Origin of the sequence: Burkholderia thailandensis E264, assembly GCF_000012365.1 — a bacterium.
GTDB classification, from domain to species: Bacteria; Pseudomonadota; Gammaproteobacteria; order Burkholderiales; family Burkholderiaceae; genus Burkholderia; species Burkholderia thailandensis.
In genome coordinates this window covers 910,055-929,270 of sequence record NC_007650.1, presented here as the reverse complement: position 1 = coordinate 929,270, position 19,216 = coordinate 910,055, and the positions used below count along the sequence as shown (strand labels likewise).

At 71.1% G+C, this 19,216-nt stretch carries 13 protein-coding genes; 5 read left to right on the top strand and 8 right to left on the bottom strand.

Going from position 1 to position 19,216, the window contains the following annotated elements:
- Positions 1–5: 5 nt before the first annotated feature.
- From BTH_RS04125 to bcsB, 3 genes are read right to left on the bottom strand one after another with little or no spacing between them, the layout of a single operon-like run.
- The gene (locus tag BTH_RS04125; protein ID WP_009896055.1) at positions 6–4,421 is read right to left on the bottom strand and encodes a cellulose synthase subunit BcsC-related outer membrane protein; all 4,416 of its coding nucleotides are present in this window, start codon (positions 4,419–4,421) and stop codon (positions 6–8) included.
- Positions 4,388–5,869, bottom strand: coding sequence for a cellulose synthase complex periplasmic endoglucanase BcsZ (bcsZ, locus tag BTH_RS04120; protein WP_009896053.1), 1,482 nt, complete (start codon positions 5,867–5,869; stop codon positions 4,388–4,390). Before bcsZ ends, BTH_RS04125 begins: the two co-directional genes overlap by 34 nt.
- Positions 5,870–5,873: 4 nt before the next feature.
- A complete protein-coding gene (gene bcsB / locus BTH_RS04115; protein ID WP_011401028.1) occupies positions 5,874–8,195 on the bottom strand; it encodes a cellulose biosynthesis cyclic di-GMP-binding regulatory protein BcsB in 2,322 nt (773 codons plus the stop codon).
- A 316-nt stretch (positions 8,196–8,511) separates the two neighbouring features.
- Here bcsB and BTH_RS34280 point away from each other — a divergent pair, with 316 nt between their 5' ends.
- The gene (locus tag BTH_RS34280; protein WP_167316228.1) at positions 8,512–9,150 is read left to right on the top strand and encodes a hypothetical protein; all 639 of its coding nucleotides are present in this window, start codon (positions 8,512–8,514) and stop codon (positions 9,148–9,150) included.
- A gap of 92 nt (positions 9,151–9,242) precedes the next feature.
- Positions 9,243–9,671 carry a helix-turn-helix domain-containing protein gene (locus BTH_RS04105; RefSeq protein WP_009896050.1) on the top strand — a complete coding sequence of 143 codons (429 nt, stop codon included), beginning with the start codon at positions 9,243–9,245 and terminating at the stop codon, positions 9,669–9,671.
- Positions 9,672–9,768: 97 nt separating this feature from the next.
- Here the strand turns inward: BTH_RS04105 and BTH_RS04100 are convergent, their stop codons facing one another.
- From BTH_RS04100 to BTH_RS04085, 4 genes are all read right to left on the bottom strand, one after another.
- Entirely contained in the window at positions 9,769–10,305 is a 537-nt protein-coding gene (locus BTH_RS04100; protein ID WP_009896049.1) for a hypothetical protein, read from the bottom strand.
- Positions 10,298–12,760 (bottom strand): Lon protease family protein, encoded by a 2,463-nt coding sequence (locus tag BTH_RS04095; RefSeq protein WP_009896048.1) that lies wholly within the window; start codon positions 12,758–12,760, stop codon positions 10,298–10,300. Before BTH_RS04095 ends, BTH_RS04100 begins: the two co-directional genes overlap by 8 nt.
- A 208-nt stretch (positions 12,761–12,968) precedes the next feature.
- Complete coding sequence (locus BTH_RS04090) at positions 12,969–13,418, bottom strand: hypothetical protein (protein WP_025370174.1); 450 nt, start codon at positions 13,416–13,418, stop codon at positions 12,969–12,971.
- Between the two features lie 284 nt (positions 13,419–13,702).
- Complete coding sequence (locus tag BTH_RS04085) at positions 13,703–14,617, bottom strand: LysR family transcriptional regulator (RefSeq protein ID WP_009896045.1); 915 nt, start codon at positions 14,615–14,617, stop codon at positions 13,703–13,705.
- 153 nt (positions 14,618–14,770) lie between these two features.
- On the opposite strand from BTH_RS04085, the gene speB reads away from it, so the two are divergent.
- A complete protein-coding gene (gene speB, locus BTH_RS04080; protein WP_009896044.1) occupies positions 14,771–15,724 on the top strand; it encodes an agmatinase in 954 nt (317 codons plus the stop codon).
- A 278-nt stretch (positions 15,725–16,002) separates the two neighbouring features.
- Positions 16,003–17,412: a hypothetical protein gene (locus BTH_RS04075; protein ID WP_009896042.1), complete on the top strand. Its 1,410-nt coding sequence runs from the start codon at positions 16,003–16,005 to the stop codon at positions 17,410–17,412.
- A gap of 330 nt (positions 17,413–17,742) precedes the next feature.
- Here BTH_RS04075 and BTH_RS34275 read toward each other — a convergent pair whose 3' ends face one another.
- Positions 17,743–18,084, bottom strand: coding sequence for a hypothetical protein (locus tag BTH_RS34275; protein WP_009896041.1), 342 nt, complete (start codon positions 18,082–18,084; stop codon positions 17,743–17,745).
- Between the two features lie 79 nt (positions 18,085–18,163).
- Between BTH_RS34275 and BTH_RS04065 the strand changes: the two genes are divergently transcribed.
- Positions 18,164–18,964, top strand: coding sequence for a hypothetical protein (locus BTH_RS04065; protein ID WP_009896040.1), 801 nt, complete (start codon positions 18,164–18,166; stop codon positions 18,962–18,964).
- Positions 18,965–19,216: the final 252 nt, after the last annotated feature.

Below are 19,216 nucleotides of genomic sequence, written 5' to 3'. Positions count from 1 at the left end.
ATCCCTCAGTAGCTCGAATAGAGTCGCACCGGCGACGGCGAGAAGCCGCCGCGGTCCTTGCGCGCGTCGAACGCGTAGCGCACGTACAGCATGCCGGCGCTCGGCGCGTAATCGTGCGCGTGGTCGACGTCGAATCGCGCGCCGACGGCGAGCCGCCCGTTCACGCGATACTCGGCGACGCCCGCGAACCCGTACCAGAACGACGCGCCGCGCGTCGAGCCGTGCGCAAACACCGGGTTGCCGAGCGCCGGCGCGGACCGGACGAGCGCCGAATCCGGCAGCCCGTTCGGGAAATACGGCGAATCGCGCTCGTACGAATTCGACACGCCGGCCGTCGCGGTCACGTTCCATGCGAACGCGCCGCGCCGCCCCGCCCATTCGAGCGGCATCCCGATCGACAGGTAGCGCTGCGGGCTGTAGTAGCCGCCCTGCCCGTACGTGTAGTAACGCAGGTTCCGCGCGTAATGCCACGCGTTGCCGACGAGCCCCGCGCTCACGCGCATGTCCGCGCGCCGATAGACGGGCGTCATGAATCCGGCGCGCAGCGTGACGGCCGCGTTCTCCGCGACGTTGCGCCCCGTCAGCCGCGCGGCGGCGAGATCGGCGAACAGGTTCGCGCGGCCGATGTCGACGGACGCATGCACGCCGACGCTGTCGCGCCGCACGCCGCCCCAGATCGCGCCCGTCCACGGATCGCGCAGCCCCGCGTACGACAGCACGCTGCCCGTCTCCGGCCGCCGCGACGCGCTGACGGAAAAGCCCGCCGGGCCCGCGTCGAACCGGTAGCGCACGCCGCCGACGACGTAATGCACGGGAAAGCCGAGCGGCGTCGTGCCGACGTCGACGCGCCACGCGTCGTCGCGGTAGCCGACGCCGCCGCCGACGCCCGCCGCGAGCTGGCGAAGCGAGCCGCCGGGCGCGGCGGCGGCGGCGAGGGCCGGATGCGTCGCGAACGTATCGAACGCGTACGCATTCGGCTCGCTCGTGTCGAGCGAGCCCGCGTCGAGCCGCACCGCGTCGAGATGAACGAACGCGTGGCCGTCGTAGCGATACGGAATCTGCAGATAGACGGGCGCCTGATACGCGCGATACGCGGAAATCCCCTCGTCGCCGGACTTGTACGCGGGCAGCCAGCCCGCTTCGATCTCCGGATCGCGGCGCTGCTGCAGGTCGGCCCACGCGGCCTGCGCGGGCGTCGCGCCGTCGCGTCGCGGCGCGACGCCCGCCGCGCGCTCCTGCGCGAGCGACAGCCGGTACAGCGACGCCGCTTCGTCGTAGCGGCCGAGCGCCTGCGCGGCCCGCCCGGCCGCGACCGTCACGTCCGCGCGCGCCGGATACGCGGCGCGCAGCGCGTCGGCCAGCGCGGCCGCGTCCTGCGCGCGGCGCAGCGCGGTCAGCCGGCGCATCGCCGACAGTTGCGTGTCGACGTCGTCGGGCGGCGTGCGCGCGAGCACGTCGCGCACGAGCGCGAGCGCGCGGGCGTGCTCGCCGTCGTCGTCGAGAATGCGCGCGAGCGCGAGCTGCGCGTCGGCATCGTCGGGCGCGCGCGCGAGCAGCGGCGCGAGCGCCGCGCGCGCGGCGTCGTAGCGGCCCCGCGCGCGCGCCAGCTCCGCCACCTCCAACGCGTAGCGGCGATCGGCCTTGCCCGCCGGGCTCGCGCGATCGAGCAGGCGCTCGGCGGCCTCGTAGTCGTTGCGATCGAGCGCTTCGTCGGTTTCGCGCAGCACGAGCCGCAGCGACTGATCCTCGAGGCGCGCGGTTTGCGCGGCGTCGAGCGGCTCGCCGCCGTCGCGCAGCGCGCCGAGCCATGCGGCGAGCGCTTCGTTGCGCCGCGCGCCGCCGAGCAGATCCCCGTAGCGCAGCCGCACGCCCGCGTCGGCCCGCTGCGGATGCGAGGCGATCCAGTCGCGCAGCGGCGCGAGGCCGCGCTCGACTTCGCCGAGATCGATCCACTGCGCGCCGATGGCCGCGAGCATGTCCGGATCGTCGGGCGCGGCGCGTTGCGCGCGATCGAGCGCGGCGTCGGCCGCGGCGCGATCGTCGCGCGCGAGCGCGCCCCGCGCATCGGCGAGCGCCGCCTCGGCATCGAGCTTGCGCGCGAACGCGCGCATCCCGTCGGTGCGGCTCGCGTCCGGAATCGTCGCGAACACGGCCTGTGCGAGCGCGACGTCGCCAAGCGAGTTGCGATAGAGCGCGGCCGCATAGCGCATGTCGGCCGAGCTCGACGCCGCGAGCCCGTCGTCCATCACCGCGCGGCCGAGCTGCGGCAAGCCCATGTCGCGATACAGGCGTGCGAGCGCGAAGCGGGCCCATGCCGCATCGGGCGCGATGCGCAGCGACGCCTCGTAGCGCTGCGCGGCCGGCCCGCGCTTGCCCGCCGCCGCGAGCGCTTGCGCCTGCTGCGCGAGCAGCTCGGCGCGCATCCGCGAGAGCGCCGCGCGATCGTCGGGCGCGGTGAAACGGCTTTGCAGCGCGTCGATGAGCGGCCCGAACGCATCGGCGCGACCGGTTTCCTCGTACAGCGTGCGCATGCCGCGCATGGCCGACACGCTGGGCGCGCGCGCGGCGAGCAGCGCGCGCAGCAGCGGCTCCGCCTCGCGCCAGTCGCGTCGCGCGAGCAGCGAATCGGCGAGTAGCAGCTTCGCGTCGGCGCTATCCGGATCGAGCGCGAGCGCCGCGCGCGCGGCGCGCTGCGCGTCGTCCGTTCGCCCTTGCGCGGCGGCTGCGCGGCCCTGCGCGAGCGTGCCCCAGAAGCGCGCGGTGGCCGCGAGGCTCGTCCATTTCGCGCGATTGTCCGGCGCGAGCGCGGCGGCGCGCACGAACAGCGCGCGCGCTTCGTCGTGGCGGCCCTGCCTCAGGCGCAGCAGCCCGAGGCCGCCGAGCGCGTCCGGATCGTTCGCGCGCGCGGCGGCGGCGCGCGCGAGAAGCGGCTCGGCGGCCGCGAGCTCGCCGCGCGCGAGCGCCTGCAAGCCGCGCTGCCGCGCGATGTAATCCGGATCGCGTTCGAGGCGAAGCTGCGCGTCGCGCTGCTGCTCGAGCGCGGCGGCGTCGCCGCGGAACTCGTCGTCGTCGGGCACGAACGTCAGATACGCGCGGAATGCGTCGAGATACGCGGGATCGCGCCCCGCCGACTGCAGCACGCTGCGCCACAGCGACAGCGACGCGCGCCGGTCCGTGTCCGGCCGCGCGACGAGCGACCACGCAAGCCGGTTCGCTTGCGCGCGCGTTTCGCCGCGCTGGTTCAGCAGCTTCGCGAGCACCGTCATCGCGTCGACGTCCGCCGGATCGGCGGCGACGGCCCGGCGCAGCGCGTCGATCGCGCGCGCGCGGCCGTCAGGCGCACTCGCGACGATCTGGTAATACTCGGCGCCGAGCGAGCCCGCCGGGGCGCCGTGCGGAAACAGCGCGACGATGCGCCGGGCCGCCTCGCCGCCGCGACCGCTGCGCGCGAGCAGCCGAATCTGCGCCATCTCCTCGCGGCCGCTCGTCGCGACGCGGTATTCGTCGTCGACCTGGCGTGTCGCGATCGCGGCGGGCGCTGCCCGCTTCAGGCGCTCGAGCGATGCGCGCGCGCCCTTCGCGTCGCCGACGCGCAGCAGGGTGCGCGTCTGCTCGGCGAGCAGCACCGGGTCGCGCGGCGCGATCAGCAACGCCTTGCGCAGCGCGTCGCGCGCGAGGTCGTCGCGGCGCTTGTTCGCCCACATGCGCGCGGTCGCGTACAGCTCGCGCGCGGCGTCGGCGTCGGGCGCGTGCGGCGTCGCGACGGGCTGCGGCGTCGCCGGCGCGCCGCGCGGCAGCGTCGGCACGAAGCGAATCGCCGTCGCCTGCGTCGCCGACGTCGGATACGGCGGCGCGATCGGTCGAAACGCGTCCGATGTGGAGCCTGGCAGAGCGAACGGCGACGACGGCACGGCCGCGCGCGCGCGCATCGCGACGAGCGACGCGTGCCGATGCGGCGCATCCGGCGGAATCGAGCCGGCCCGTGCCGACGGCGCGCCCGCCGGCGTTCGCGGAATCGACGCGAGCCGCACCGACGACGCCTGCGCCGGCGTGCCTAGCGGCCGCATCGATTCGACATGCGCCGATACCGTGCCCGGCGACGCGCGCGGATCTGGCGGGAACTGCGGCGGCGCCTCCTCCATTGACGCGGCCCGTTCGGATGCGCGCGGCTCCGCTCCGGCTGAAGCGGAATCGGAAACGGAAACGAACGATTGCACCGACGCCGCCGGCGTCGCGGCGAAATCGCCGGTCGCGCCGGTCTCGCCGAACGCGATGCGAGGCGCGGCGCTCGCGGCAATCGTGGCCACGCCCATCATTGCCGCGGTGGCCACGATCCCGGCGAGCCGCGCACGCGGCGCCGCGCGCCGCTTCGCCTTCGGCGCCGTCGTCAACGCGCGGGCATCGAGCACGGCTCGCTCCATCGGACCCGCAGCGTGCCGTCGGCCGCGAACCGGTAACGCCCGTCGCGCCATCCGAGCCCGAACAGCGTCAGCACGTTCGCGTAGTAGCCGCTCGGCGTCTCGCGTTCGAGCCGCGCGATGCGCGCGACCTGCGCGTCGGCGAGCGCGCGCTCGCCGCGCGCCTCGAGAAACGGCACCGCCGCCGCGGAAAACCCGGCGTTGCCGTCGCGAGAACCGGCCGCGCCCGTCATCGTGTCGACCGTTTCCGGCGGTGCGCCGTGTGCGGCGACGTAGTCGGCGAACGGTGCGAAACGCGCCGTCAACGGTATCGCGAGCGGATCGCGCGCATCGAGCATCCCCGCCCACAAATAGACGCGAATCGCGTTGTACGCGCTCGCCGCGCGCGTGTCGGCGTCCGGCCGGAAGCCGTCGTTCGCGCGGTACAGCACCCAGTCCGGCGCGAAGCCGCGCGGCGCGCTGTCGATCAGCACGCGGCCGGCGCTCGCCGCGAGCCGCGCCCAGCGCGCGTCGTCGGGCAGATGCGCGCCGATCCCGCGAATCGCCTGCGGCGGCGAATAGCTCGGGTTCAGCCGCCACGCGTCGCGCGCCGGCCGGAAGCCCGTCGGGCCCGGCAGCAGCACGAGGCCGAGCCCCGGCAGCGTCGCGGTTTCGTCGTCGAGCACGCGCTTTGCGAGCAGCGCGCCGCGCGCGGTGTAGCTGCGCTCGCCCCACAGCCGGCCGGCTTCGAGCAGCGCGTACGCGAGCCACAGATCCGCGTCGGACGCGGCGTTCGCGTCGAGCACGCGCCAAGCGCCGTCGGCCGCGCGCCCCCACAGCCACGCCGGCAGACGCGCGGCCAGGTCGCCCTGCGCGAGGTTGTCCTCGGTCCAGCGCAGCAGCGCGTCGAACGCCGGCCGGTCGTTCGCGACGAGCGCGAAGAACAGGCCGTACGCCTGCCCCTCCGACACGGTCCGCTCATCGGGCGAGCCGACGTCGATCACGCGGCCGTCGGCCGACACGAAATCGCGCTTGAAGCGCTCCCAGCGCGGCCACGATGGCGAGCAGGCGGCGATGTCGGCGGATGCGCGGGGGACCGCCTGCGCCGGCGATGTCGACATCGATTCCGACAACGGCGCCGATGTCTCGCCCACCCCCGCCGCCGCGTCGCGCAATCCGGCGTCGCGCCGCGCGCCGTCGCCTCGTGTGCGCTCCGTCGCGCAGGCGAGGCCTGCCGACGCCGCCGCGAACGCGGCAACCGCGACGCTCGCCGCCACGGCGCGCGCGATCACGCGCCAACGCATCCGCCGCCCGCACGACGATCGGCGCGCGGGCGCGCATGCCCGCGCCTGCCGCCTCTCCCGCGCATCCTCCGCGCCGCGCATCTCGTGCATCTCGTGCATCTCGTGCATCTCGTGCATTTCGTGCATCTCGCGCCTCTCACCCGCGTCGCGCCCCGCCCGTCGCGCCATCGCGTCAGATCCCCCGCCGCCGCGCGGCGATCCGCTGCAACGCGCCGAACGCGCCGAGCGCGAGCAGCAGCCCGGCCGCCGCGCCGAGCAGGCCGAGCAGCGCCGGATGCTTCGCGACCGCCGTCCATACGCGCGCATACCACGGCACGTAGCCGACGAGATACGGCTCGCCGACGCGCAGGCTCTCGACCGCGCCCGAGCGCACGAGCGCGACGTCGCCCTGCAGTTGCGCGACGAGGCCGGGCTTTTCGAATACGTCGAGCAGATCGCCGAGATGCCGCGCGTCGGTCGCCGTCAGCGCGACGACGCTGCGCCCGTCGCTGCCCGGCCGCTCGAATCCGAACAGCGCGGCGAGGGCGCCGCTCTGCTCGAAGCGCGCCCCGCCCGCCGGCGAGCGCGCGTCGCCGGGCCAGCGCTCCTTCACCGAGAACGCCGCGCGCGAGAAACCGCCGCCGCTCTCGCCCGCGCCCTCGCCGATCGCGACGGGCAGCGCGTCGCGCCAGTGCGCCAGTTGCGCATACGGCGGCGCGCCGTCGATCACGAGCAGATCCTTGTGCGCGATGCGCGGCGCGTCGGCGGCCCGCGCGACCTGCACGCGCAGCGCCGGGAAGCCGGTCCATTGCCCCATGTGGCCGAGCATCGTCAGATACGCTTCCTGCTCGGCCGGCGACGGCCGCTGCGGCAGCACGATCGCGGTCTGCGAAAGATCCGCGTAGCGCGTGAACGGAAAGCCGCTGTTCGCGAAATACGCGAGATTCGGCAGCATCGCGTAGTGGATGAAGCGCGAGAAGTCGATCGTCGAATCGGGATCGATCGCCGCGCGCTGCGGTTCGCTCGCGACGCCCGTGCAAAGCCCCGTCTTCTCCGAATCGAGCGTGAAGCGCAACTGCAGCTGGTTCGCGCTGCCGACGCGAAACGCCGGGATGTCGACGTCGTTCGTCGCGCGGCTGTCCGAGCCGGACAAGAGCGGCAACTGCACGCGGCCGAGCGCGTCCTGGCTGCGCGGCGAGAGCCGGTACGACTGCACGAGCTGGTCGTTGATCTCGACGGCGAGCATCGAATCGCTGCGCACGGTCGGCGCGGTGTAGCGATAGTGCAGCGCGAGCGGCACGCCCGCGCCGCCCCACGAATGCAGATCGGCGGGCACGCGCAGGTTCAGGCGGATCGGATCGGGCGCGCTGCCGCGCACTTGCAGGTCGGCCGGGTCGTCTACGAGCTCGCGCAACGTCACCGGCCGGTTCACCGGCACCCAGCGCGGCGCGTCGTAGGGCTCGCGCGGCGCGCCGATGTCGATGCGCGACACGCGCGCCCACGGGCCGGACAGCGCGGCGTTGCCGAGCACGAGCGCGTTCGTCGCCGCATCGACGTCGGCCGCGCTGCGGCCCGTGACGACGAGCAGCTTCTTGTCGGGCGCGGCCGGATTGTCTGCGACGACGAGCATCGGCCCGTCGATCGGCGGCAGCGCGAGCGACGCCGGCAATTGCGCCGCCGTGCCGACAACCACCGCGTGATCGTTCGCGGGCAGCGCCGACGACACCGGAAAGCGCGCCTGCCGGTAATCGGCGAGCGCACCGAACCAGGACGCGAGCACGCCCGCGCTGCGCAGCGTCGCGTCGTCCGGCGTCGCGGGCAGCACGAACGGCAGCCTCAGCCGGCTGTTGTCGCGACGATCGAAGAACGGCGCGGGCAACAGCGCGAGATCGTTCGGCAGCCGCACCGAAGCCTCATCGAAGATCAATTCGCTCGTCGGGCTCACGTCGGCCCAAAGCGCCGAATTTTCCGGGTCCTCGCAATGGTCGAGCGTGTAGTGCGCAATGAGGCGCAGCTCGATCTGGTTGAAATCGGAGAAGTAGCGCGGATCGAGCGCAATCTCCTGCGTGATCGCGCGGCCGGCGTGCCCGCCGTCGAACGGCAGCGTCGCGACCGCCTCGCCGTTGATCGACACCTTCAGATGCGACACCGGAAACACGAGCGACGGCGAATACGTATACGTGAGCCGCAGCCGCGCGGCCGTGACCACGCGGTCGAGCCGCACGCCGACGTTGACGGTTCGCGCGGTGTCGCTGCCGCGCAGGCGCAGCGGCTCGTATGCGCCGAGCGTCGCGAACGGCACGCGGATCGCGGCGCCGGCGATGCCGGGCGGCTTCGGCGCGGCGAGCGGCATGACGAGCGGCGCGGAGGCGGCGAGCGATGCCGGCGGCGGGCTCAGCGGCTGCTCCCGCTGCGGCTGCGCGCGCTGCGGCTGGGGCGCGGCGCGCGATGCCGTCGGATGAGCGAGCGCGGAGGCGATCGCGAATGCGCAAGCGAACGTTGCAATCGGCTTCACCGGCACCGCCGCGCCGATGCGAAACCGGCTTTGATGCCGCACGGCCGGCGCCGCCGCCGGTTGATGTCCGTACCTTCCCCGCAAAAAACCTGGCCTGTTATCGGCGAACATTTGATTGGCCTGCTGACTGTCTCGAAATCGAGTCGCGCGCAATCGTCCGCGCAGGCGCGAGCCGCCTGCCGCCCGACAGGCCGCTCATGGCCCGTGTGTCGATTGCGCGTGCGTGACCGCGCGCCGTCATCCCGTCCCGACGGCAGCGCCCCCGTCATGTCACTCGGCGCCGGCCAGGCCGGCGCCGCTTCGCACACGGCGAACGATGCGAGTCGATCGTTCGCGCACGGCGGCCGGCGCGCGGAAATCGCCCCGCTCGCGCGCCGCCCTGCCGGGCATTCCTGCGGAGCGTGCAGCGCGAACGCAGGCAATGCGATCTCGCGGGACGCGCCGCAACGGCATCGCCGGCTTGCCGCTTTTCGGTCTGACGATTTCGATCGCGCATCGCGCCGGACAATGGCACATGGCCGGCGCTCGATTCGCGTGCCGATGCGGCGGGCCGCGTTGCGCCGCCGCTCGACACCGATCGACATCGCTCGATTCGCGCGATCGTCGCCTGCCGTATCCGGCGCCGACGCGAAGCCCGAATGGAGCTGATCGTCAGATTGTGAAAAGGCTGCGGATTATACGGGACGTTGCCGCCGGAAAGCGCATGGAGCAGCGCAATTTTTTGCGGAAAAACGACGCCGCCGACGCGGCCGAAACCGCTTCAAAACAGGGTCGATGCATGAATCCCCGGCACGCAAACGAATCATTCGTCATACGCAAACGTTGCCGTATCGATTCGCGCATCGGCACGCGCCGCGCGCCGCGACAAATCGACTCGCCGTCACCGGCGCGCGGCACGCCGGCGCATCCGGAAAAGAGGCCGTCTCCGGAAAACAGGCTATCGACTGTTTCATGAAAATACAGGCTATATCTTGTAAATTCGATTGACAGCATATAGGCTGTTTTCCGGTGTACGGGCAAAACCTGGCATTTCAACCGGATGCGCGCATGACCATCATCATCGAACACGAGATCAGGACGCTCGACCAATTGCGGCCGATCCTGCGCGGCCTGCGCAAGTCGGCCGGATTGACGCAGGCGATGCTCGCGCGCCGTCTCGGCGTCACGCAGCAGACCTATGCGCAGTTCGAGGGAAACCCGGCATCGGCGAGCGTCGAGCGGCTGTTCAACGTGTTGCGCGCGCTCGACATCGAACTCGCGCTCACGCTGACCCATGTCCGCGCGGCGTCCGCCCAGCCCGCCGCGCAGCAGGAAATCGCCGCGCCCGCGCGCAACGGCAAAGTCGCGAAGTCTTCCGCGGGCGCGCGCGCCGCCGCCGGGCATTCGGCGCGGCCCGCGCGCCAACCGGCGCCCGCCGCGCTTGCGCCGCGCCCCGCGCGCAAGCGCGCCGCCCCGAAAAAGCGGGATGGCCGATGAGCGCGCGCCGTTCGCGCGCGCCCGACGCGCCGCTCATTCGCGGATGAGCGGCCTGCCCGCCGGCCACCGGAAGCACGCGACGGCGAGCGCCTCGCCGTCACGGCGCGAGCGCGTAATCGAGCGGCCAGCGCTGCCGCAGGAAGTCCACGATGTTCAAGTCGAGCGACGGCGACGCATACGTCCACAGCATCCCGCCGCGGTCGAGCCGATTGAGCCGCGCATGCCGGATGCCCACGCCTTCGAGCGGCAGCCCTTGCTTCCGATACCACGCGGCGTCGGCCGCCGCCGCCGGATCGTCGCAATAGAACAGCCATTCGGCGGCGAACGCGTCCTGCATGCGCTCCAGCTCGACGCACATCGCGTCGGACACGGGCGGCAGCCGCCCCGCGTCGATCTCGACGGGCGGCCACGCGAGCACCCACGGCCCGCGCGCGTCGTCGTCAACGCTGTGATAGAACGCCGTCTCGTGCGTCGAGTAGTAATGCTCGAGCATGAAGAACGCCGCGACGACGCCGCGCGCGCCCGGCCCCGTGTACCAGCCGTAGACGTCCTCGTCGACGACGATCATCGTCGTCGCGCACATCAGCCCCTTGCCCGTCGGCAGGAACGCCAGATAATTCGCCGGTTCATTCATTGCGCCTCCCCTTCGTCGCGACGACGCGCACGTGGCCGTCGACCGCCGGCCGCCATCGGTGCCGCCCGCCTACCCAATGCGACTGCGCGAACGTGCGCCGCACGTCGGCGAACGACGCGAGCTTCGCGCAGACGCGCCCGTTGACGCTGTCTGGCGGGAATTCGCCACACGCATCGGCGGCGCCCGCGTCGACGCCCGTGAGCAGCGTCAGCGCCTCGTCGACCGAATCGACCGCGTACACGTGGAAACGCCCGGCCGCCGCGGCGCCGACGATGTCCTCGCGCAGCATCAGATGCTCGACGTTCGCGCGCGGAATCACGACGCCCTGCTCGCCCGTCAGCCCGCGCGCGCGGCACAGATCGAAGAAGCCCTCGATCTTTTCGTTGACGCCGCCGATCGCCTGCACGTCGCCGTGCTGATCGATCGAGCCCGTCACCGCGAGCGACTGCCGCACGGGCGCGTCCGCGAGCGACGACAGCAGCGCGCACAGCTCGGCGACCGACGCGCTGTCGCCTTCCACCTGCCCGTAGGTCTGCTCGAACGTGAGGCTCGCGCCGAGCGACAGCGGCAGGTTGCCGCCATAGCGCGCGTTCAGGAACGACGACAGGATCATCACCGCCTTCGAATGGACCGCGCCCCCGAGCTTCGCCTCGCGCTGGATGTCGACGACGCCGCCCTCGCCGAGATGCGTGCGCGCGGTGATCCTCGCCGGCTGGCCGAACGAGAAGTTGCCGAGCCGCATCACCCACAGGCCGTTGACCTGCCCCGCCTTCGCGCCGCCGCTGTCGATCAGCAGCGTGCCGCGCAGCATCTCTTCCTGCAGCCGGCGGCGCACGCGGTCGCCGCGCTCGATCTGCGTGTCGACCGCGCGCTGCACGTCGTCGCGCGACACGACGTCGACGCCGCGCTCGCGCGCGCGGAAATCCGATTCGCGCAGCAGATCGACGAGCGTGCGCATGTGCAGCGACAGCTTCTGCGCGTCGCCCGCGTTGCGCGCCTGCTGCTCGATCACGCGCGCGACCGCGCCGCGATCGAGCGGCAGCAGCTCGTGCCGGCGCGCCGCCGCGGCGATCAGGCGCGCGTACAGCGCCTGGCCGTCGCGATCGCGCAGCAGGTCCTCCTCGAAATCCGCCGACACCTTGAAGAGCTCGCAGAAATCCGGGTCGAGTTCGTACAGCAGGTAGTACAGCCAGCGATCGCCGAACAGGATCACCTTGACGTCGAGCGGCACAGGCTGCGGCTCGAGCGACACGGTGCTCGCCAGGCTATACATCTCGGCGAGCGATTCGATGCGGATCTCGCGCTTGAGGAGCGCGCGCTTGAGCCCTTCCCACGCGAACGGCTGGCGCAGCACCTTGTCGACTTCGAGCAGCAGATAGCCGCCGTTCGCGCGATGCAGGTCGCCCGGCTTGATCAGCGTGAAATCGGTGACGAGCGTGCCGAGCAGCGCACGATGCTCAATGCGTCCGACGAGGTTCTGGTACGACGGAAAATCCTGGAACACGACAGGCGCGCCCGCCGATGCGTCATGGTCGAGCAGCACGTTGACCTGATAGCGCGCGAACGAGATCGTCCCCGGCGGCGTCTCGCCGTCGGCGCCCTTGCGAAATTCGTCGACGCTGTCGAGCACGTCCAGTTGCACGGCCTCCAGGTACGCGGCGACATCCGGCAGATCCGCATACGCGCGGCGCAGCTCGTCCATCAGATGCGCGACCGCCGACATCGCCACCTCGCGATTGAGCGCGCGCACGCGCTCGCGCCGCTCCTTGTGCCAGACGGGCACCTGGCGCAGCAGCTTCTCGAGCCGCCCCTGCAGCGCGCCGATGCTGTCGTCGATCGCCGCGCGCCGGTCGTCCGGCAGCTTCTCGTATTCCTGCTCGCTGAGCGCCTCGCCGTCGCGCATCGGCGCGAGCGAAAAGCCGAGCGGCGTGCGAATCAGCGCGACGTTCTGCGCGGCCGCGTCGTCGCCGAGCTCGGTGAACGCCTTCTCTTGCATCGCGGCGAACTCGCCGTCGATCTGCTCGACGCGCGCGCGATACTCGTCGCTCTCGAACGTCGCGGGAATCACCGCGCGCAGTTCGTCGACGAGTTGCTCCATGTCGCGCTGCAGCCGGCACGCGCGGCCGGGCGGCAGGCGCAGCGCGTGCGGCTTGTGCGGATGCGCGAAGTCGTGCACGTAGCACCAGCCGTCGGGGGCCGGCTCCGCCTTCGCGCGCGCGCTCAGGAACTGATCGAGCACCGTATGCTTGCCCGCGCCGACGGACCCCAGCACGAACAGGTTATAGCCGTCGTGCGCGATCTCGATGCCGAAGCGGATCGCATCGACGGCTCGCTGCTGCCCGACGATGCCGTCGGGGTCCGGCAACTCGGCGGTCGTGGCGAAGTCGAGCTGCGCGGGATCGCACACGCGACGCAGCGCTTCGGGGGGCAGACGCAGGGACAGGGAATCGGACATGGCGCACGAGTATTCGTATGGCTTGACACTCATGCTGCTACGGTTCGGAGGGCGGCAATTGATCGTAATCAACGGCGCGGGTTTCGGCCGCGGGCCCCCGCCGTTCCCCGAACTGCGCGACACGCTCGCCGCGCGCCGCGATTCGGCCGGCGCGCCCGCCTGGGGACGAGCCCGCCGCTCGCCCCGCAGCCGCGCCCGCCCGCGCGATTCAAGTGGGCGTCGACTTGTGGTGTCCGGTGTGTTGCTCGAACAGCCGCCGCACGACGAGGACGATGCCGACGACGACGCAGACGAACACGAACCACAGCGCGAGCACATAGCCGACGAGCTGCCAGAACTCGTCGACGCGCGCGCGCATCACGGCGGCCGAATAGCCTTGCGCGCTGCTCGCCGCGTCGACATACGCGGCGCGGTACAGAAAGAACGACCGGCAGACCGCGCTGTCCGGCTGCCGCGCCGACAGCAGCGATCCGGCCGGCATCGCGCGCACGGCCGCGCATTCCGGCGCGGCCATCCCGTCGACGATCGCCTGCTCGACCGGATGATCGGCGGCCGCGCCGATCCACGTGATGCCGATTGCGAACAGCGCGCTCAGCCCGAGCACCTGCATCCACTTGCCCAGCCTTCGCCGCCGACGACGCCCGTACCCGTGTTCCATCGCATTGCTCCGTTGCGAGCCCGCCGACGCGCGCCTGCGGAACTCCATTCGCCCTAATGGATGCTGCGTGCGGTCGCAGCCGCTCGGCTTGACCTGGCTCAAATGGAACGGGTCCACCCGCGCGCGGCGCCGCAAAAAAAAACGAATCGCGCACCGCCCGGCGGCATCGATGCGCGCGCGCCGCCGAACCGCGCGGAATCATGCGGGAAATCAAGCGGATTTCGTACGAGGTTCGCGCGATTCTCGTCGGATGTCCGACGCATGCCGCCGCGCGCGGACGCCGCTCACGCGTGCGCCGCGTCGCCCCCGTGCGCTTGAGTCAGATCGTCGAGGAACGCCTGCACGATCGGATCGCGACGCCCGCCGCGCCGCGTGACCACGTCGAAGGTCACGTCGTAGCGCAGCGCGCCGGGATTCAGCGCCTTGAGCAGCCCCCGCTTCACGTAGGGGGCCGCGAAATGCTGCGGCAGATAGCCGAGATGATGGCCGGACAGGATCAGCAGCGCGACGGCTTCCATGTTGTCGGCATGCGCGGTGACTTTCGCGGGCGTCGTCGAGAGCGTCACTTCCGGCGACGGGTAGGTTCGCCACGCCCATTCGAAATCCGCGACGCTCGCCGCGGCGAGCCGCCCGGCCCGCCGGAACAGCGGATGACCGCGCCCGCAGTACGCGACCTGACGCTCGACGAAAAGCGGCGCGTACTCGAGCGCCGGCACGCGATGCCAGAAATAGCCGATCGCGATCTGCACGTCCCCGCCCAGCAGCCGCTCCTCGAGATCGCCCGGCGGGCGCACCGAGATCACGAAGCGCACCGCCTCGTCGCGCCGCCGGAAGCGCGCGATCGCATCGCTCACGCGCGCGTTCTCGCTGATCGGCGTGTGGCCGATCAGGCCGATCGCGAGCGTGCCGACGAGCGTCTTGTCCATGTGTCGCGCTTCGCTCGCGAATTCGTCGACGGCCGCGTACAGCTTCCTCGCGAGCGCGTAGAAGCGCTCGCCCTTCGCCGTCAGCCGAAAGCCGCTGCGCCCGCGCTCGCACAGCCGGAAGCCGACGCGCGTCTCGAGCGTCGACAGTTGCGTGCTGATCGTCGGCTGGCTGACGTTCAGCGTCGATTGCGCGGCGCTCACGCCGCCCGCGTCGGCCACCGCGACGAACACGCGGATCAGCCGAAGGTCCAGATCTGTCAGGGTGCCGAGCATGTCCTCTCCACGGCGAGCGCCGCCGATGCATCGATGTTCATCAATGTGAACGTTCGATCTTCATGATTCAAGCCGCCATTCTGGCGGCATACAACCCAATCTGTCGCCGTCCCGGCATGATACGGCGCACTCGATATGAAGAGGGGGAAAACGATGTCGGACCAGTTCTTCCAGCCGCAAAGCGGCAACGCGATGCCCCGCTTCGCGGGCATCGCGACGATGATGCGGCTGCCGCACGCGTCGAGCGCCGCGGCGCTCGACGCGTGCTTCGTCGGCGTGCCGTTCGATCTCGGCACGTCGAACCGGACGGGCGCGCGCTTCGGCCCGCGCCAGATCCGCAGCGAATCGGTGCTGCTGCGCCCGTACAACATGGCGACGCGCGCGGCGCCGTTCGATTCGCTGCGCGTCGCCGATGTCGGCGATATCGCGACGAACCCGTACAACCTCGCCGATTCGATCGCGCGGATCGAAACCGCGTACGACGAAATCCTCGCGCACGGCTGCCGCCCGGTCACGCTCGGCGGCGACCACACGATCACACTGCCGATCCTGCGCGCGATGCATCGCAGGCACGGGCGCGTCGGACTCATCCACGTCGACGCGCACGCGGACGTGAACGACACGATGTTCGGCGAGAAGATCGCGCACGGCACGCCGTTTCGCCGCGCGGTAGAGGAAGGCCTGCTCGACTGCTCCCGCGTCGTGCAGATCGGGCTGCGCGGCACCGGCTACGCGGCCGAGGATTTCGACTGGTGCCGCGACCAGGGTTTTCGCGTCGTCCAGGCCGAGGCGTGCTGGAACCGTTCGCTCGCGCCGCTGATGGACGAAGTGCGCGCGCGCGTGCAAGGCGGCCCCGTCTACCTGAGCTTCGACATCGACGGCATCGATCCCGCGTACGCACCGGGCACGGGCACGCCGGAGATCGCCGGCCTCACGGTGCCGCAGGGCCTCGAGATCGTGCGCGGCGCGTGGGGGCTCGACATCGTCGGCGCCGATCTCGTCGAGGTCGCGCCGCCGTACGATCCGTTCGGCACCACCGCGCTCGTCGGCGCGAATCTCGCTTACGAGATGCTCTGCGTGCTGCCCGGCGTGAGGCGGCGCGCGTAAGCGCCCCCAAGTCGCGCGCGAACCGGCGCCATGGCGGGCCGCGCGCGCCGGCGAAGAAAGGCGACGGGCGGCATCTTTCGCGTCGCGCCACCCCGAACCGCGCCGCCCGCCCGTCGACCGTCGCGATGCCGCCCGCGACGAAACCGGCTGACCGCGCCCCCGCCGCGCGGCGCCGATTCATCCGCCCCAAAACAAATCCGAAACTTTCCCGCCCCTTTTTTCTCCGGCAAACGTATGATGATTTCCGCGCATCGAGCGCATCCACATACGGAGACCCTATGAAAAAACTGAAGTACGCGGCAGCGCTGCTGACCGCGGCGGCAATGAGCCCGTCCTGGGCGCAAGCGCCGATCATCGCCGCGCAATCGCACGTGGACGGCGTGAGCCGGGCCGAGCCGACGAAAATCGGCGAACAGCTCGCCGCGCGCCGTGCGTCGCTGCCCAACCTGCCGCGGCCGCTGCCGACGCTGTCCGCCAGCGCGATCCGGCAAGCCGGCATGCGCGCGCCGCTCGCGAAGCGTCAGGCGACGCTCGCCGCATCGGCCGCCACGACCGCCGCGACCGTCGCGCCGCCCGTCGCGAACTGCACCGACGTGACGGTCGGCGCCGCGTACAACGCGGTCACCGCGCCCGCCGGCCAAGCCGACTGCTTCCAGTTCGTCGCGCCGAGCGCGACGAAGATCGTCGCGTACGTCGTGAACCTGCCCGCGAACGAACAGCACGACGCGCATCTCGTGCAGGTCAACGAAGACGGTTCGTGGACAGTGCTCGACAGCCAGGCCGACCTGTCGCCGAACAAGATCGTCGAGGCGGTGCCGAACGGCCCGGTGCGCCTGCTGCTGCTCGTGAGCGCGCAGCAAGGCGCGGGCAACGCGCCGTTCCAGTTCCAGGTGTTCGGCACGACGGGCTATGACAGCTACGAACCGAACGATTCGATCCTGCATCCGACGAAGCTGACGGGCAACCAGCAGATCAGCGCGAACCTCGATACGGTCGCGGATTTCGACTACTACGCGGTGCAAGTGCCGTCGACGCAAACGGCGAACTACGTGACGTTCAAGGGCGCGGGCACGCAGACGGCCGAGCTCGAGACCGCGCCGAACACGTGGGCGACGCTCGCGTCGGGCACGTCGTACAACATCACGTCGCCCGCGGGCGCGACGCTGATGTTCCGCGTCTACGACAAGGGCACGACCGCGCCCGCCGCGCAGCCGTATACGCTGCGCGTGTCGGACGGCGCGGGCACCGCGGGCTTCTATCGCTTCCTCGACAACGAGAACATCACGCATCTCGTGCGCGGCAACGAGAACGTCGCGCGGGTTGTGTCGGCGGGCGCCATCGCGTGGGACTCGACGGGCAACGTCCGCCTGCCGCCCGGCGAGCGCGTCTGGCTGCGCGCATACGACAGCGCGGGCCCGAACGGCCCCAACACGCTGCTGACCGAAACGTCGGGCTACACCGACGCGAGCGGCAACCTGCTCGTCAATCTGAACGTCGGCGTATGCCAGGGCGGCGGAACGGTAACGGGCGACTTCAATACGATGTCGGTGCCCTCGGATCGTTGGCGGATCACCTACAACCCGTATGCGTTCGCAGTCGCGTATCTCGACAACGCGCAAATCCGGGAGCGGACGTCGATCATCCACTTCACGCACATCTGCACCGAACAGTATCTCGGCCGCAAGTAAAAGCAGCCGCGAAACGTGCGGCCCGCATTCGGCGGCCCGCATCGCAACGCGGGCAAGACCGGCCGGCGCGCCGCGCGCCGGCCGCGCACATCGTCACGATGCATGCCGGCGCGGTTCCATCGCGCCGCGTCGCGTCATCGCGGGCGACACCTGAAATGCCTCCCCCTTTCGTCACGCCGATTCGCGATCCACGCAGCGGATGTCGTTCGGTCGCGTGCGATTCCGGTTCTCATCGCCGCACGCGGCGTTAGCGACGCATCCGCGCGACCGCGATCGCGCACGGCGCGCCGCGAATCCGCACGCGATCGAACGCACGCATCGCGCCGGCCGTCATCCCGGCTTGCTGCTCAGCTCCTTCAATCCCTTGATCACGCCGAGCAGCGCGCGGCCGTGCTCTTCGGAGCCGTCCCATGCCTCGACGATCGCCTCGCGCAGCAGATCGTTGTACGGCGCCGACAGCCGGCCCGATTGCCGCGTCTCCACGCCGTAGAAACTGCATAGCTTATTGAATGACGCGCTCTTGCGCAGCCGGCGCCCGCTCGACGACCTGAGTCGCGAGACGGTTGGCTGACTGACGCCCGAAAGCCTGGCAATCTCGCTGGATGAGCGGGTATCGGCCAATAGTCGGCTCAACAGGTCCTGAACAGAAAAATGTCTCTTAGGGGCTTCCATAGTATGCATTATACATATACATTAACGCCTAATGAATTGATCGTCGAAGCTGGCGGTCGGCCGCATTCCGAGAAAGTTGATGACACTGAAACACCTCCCCCCGACGTTTTGCTGGACCAAGATCGGTCACGAATCCGGCGAAGCACTCCCGACGATCGTGCTGAGAAAGGAATGGGAGCGCCGGCTCGGAGGCGGGCGGTTTCTGTGGGGCATCGGCCAGCCGCTCGGCAACAGCGCGCAGATCGCCGCGCACCGCACGGGCTCGCTGATCGCGCTGTTCTCGCCGGCGTCGAGCAAGGCGAGGCAGCTGGAAAGAAAGGCGGAAGACGTGCTGTTGTGGAATGCGTGGATCGATGCGGGCGGCCAGGTGCGCCAGTTGCCGCTTCATACTTTCATCACGAGCCGCGCGACGCTGCCGTCGGGCCGGCGTCGCGAGCATTACCACGCGCTCGTGTGCGCATCGCCGACCGAGCTCAGCATCGGCACGCGCCTGCGCGTGTATCCCGATCACCTGCGCAGCGTGAGCACGGGCAAGGCGCTCGGCGCCGCGCAAAGCGCGGCGGTCGTCGATTGCGTCGGCCGCGAGGCGGAACAGACGGGCAAGAGCTATCCGCTCGCGCTGTCGGTCGAGCTCGAGGCGCCGTACTTCGTGCGGCTCACGCAACCGAGCGTGCTGAAGGCGCGCGATCTCGCGGAAATCACGAAGGCGACGCGCGACGGCGATTTCGATACGTTCGTCGAGCAAGTCGCGCGCCTGCGCCGCCGGCCCGCCGCCGAGCAGGCGCGCGGGTTCACGCGGGATCTGTTCGATCTGTCGCCCGTCGAATCCGTCGCGCCGTTCGGCAACGCGGCGCCCGTGCATGCGAACCATGCGTGGTGACGCGCCGCCCGCCTGAGCGCACGGCCTCACGCGCGATGCGCGGCGACACGCGCGGCGTTGCATCGTCTGCGCATCGGTCTGCGCATCGTCCGGCGCGCCAGTCATCCGTTGCCGTCCCGCCAAGGCGGGCCGCTCGATCGGAACGGAGCGAGCATCGGCTCGCGGCGCCAAGCGCGGCGGCCGATGCGGTTGCATTCAGCGGTTCATGCCGATGCGCATCGCGCGATGCGAGCGCTTGCGATCGGCTTGGCA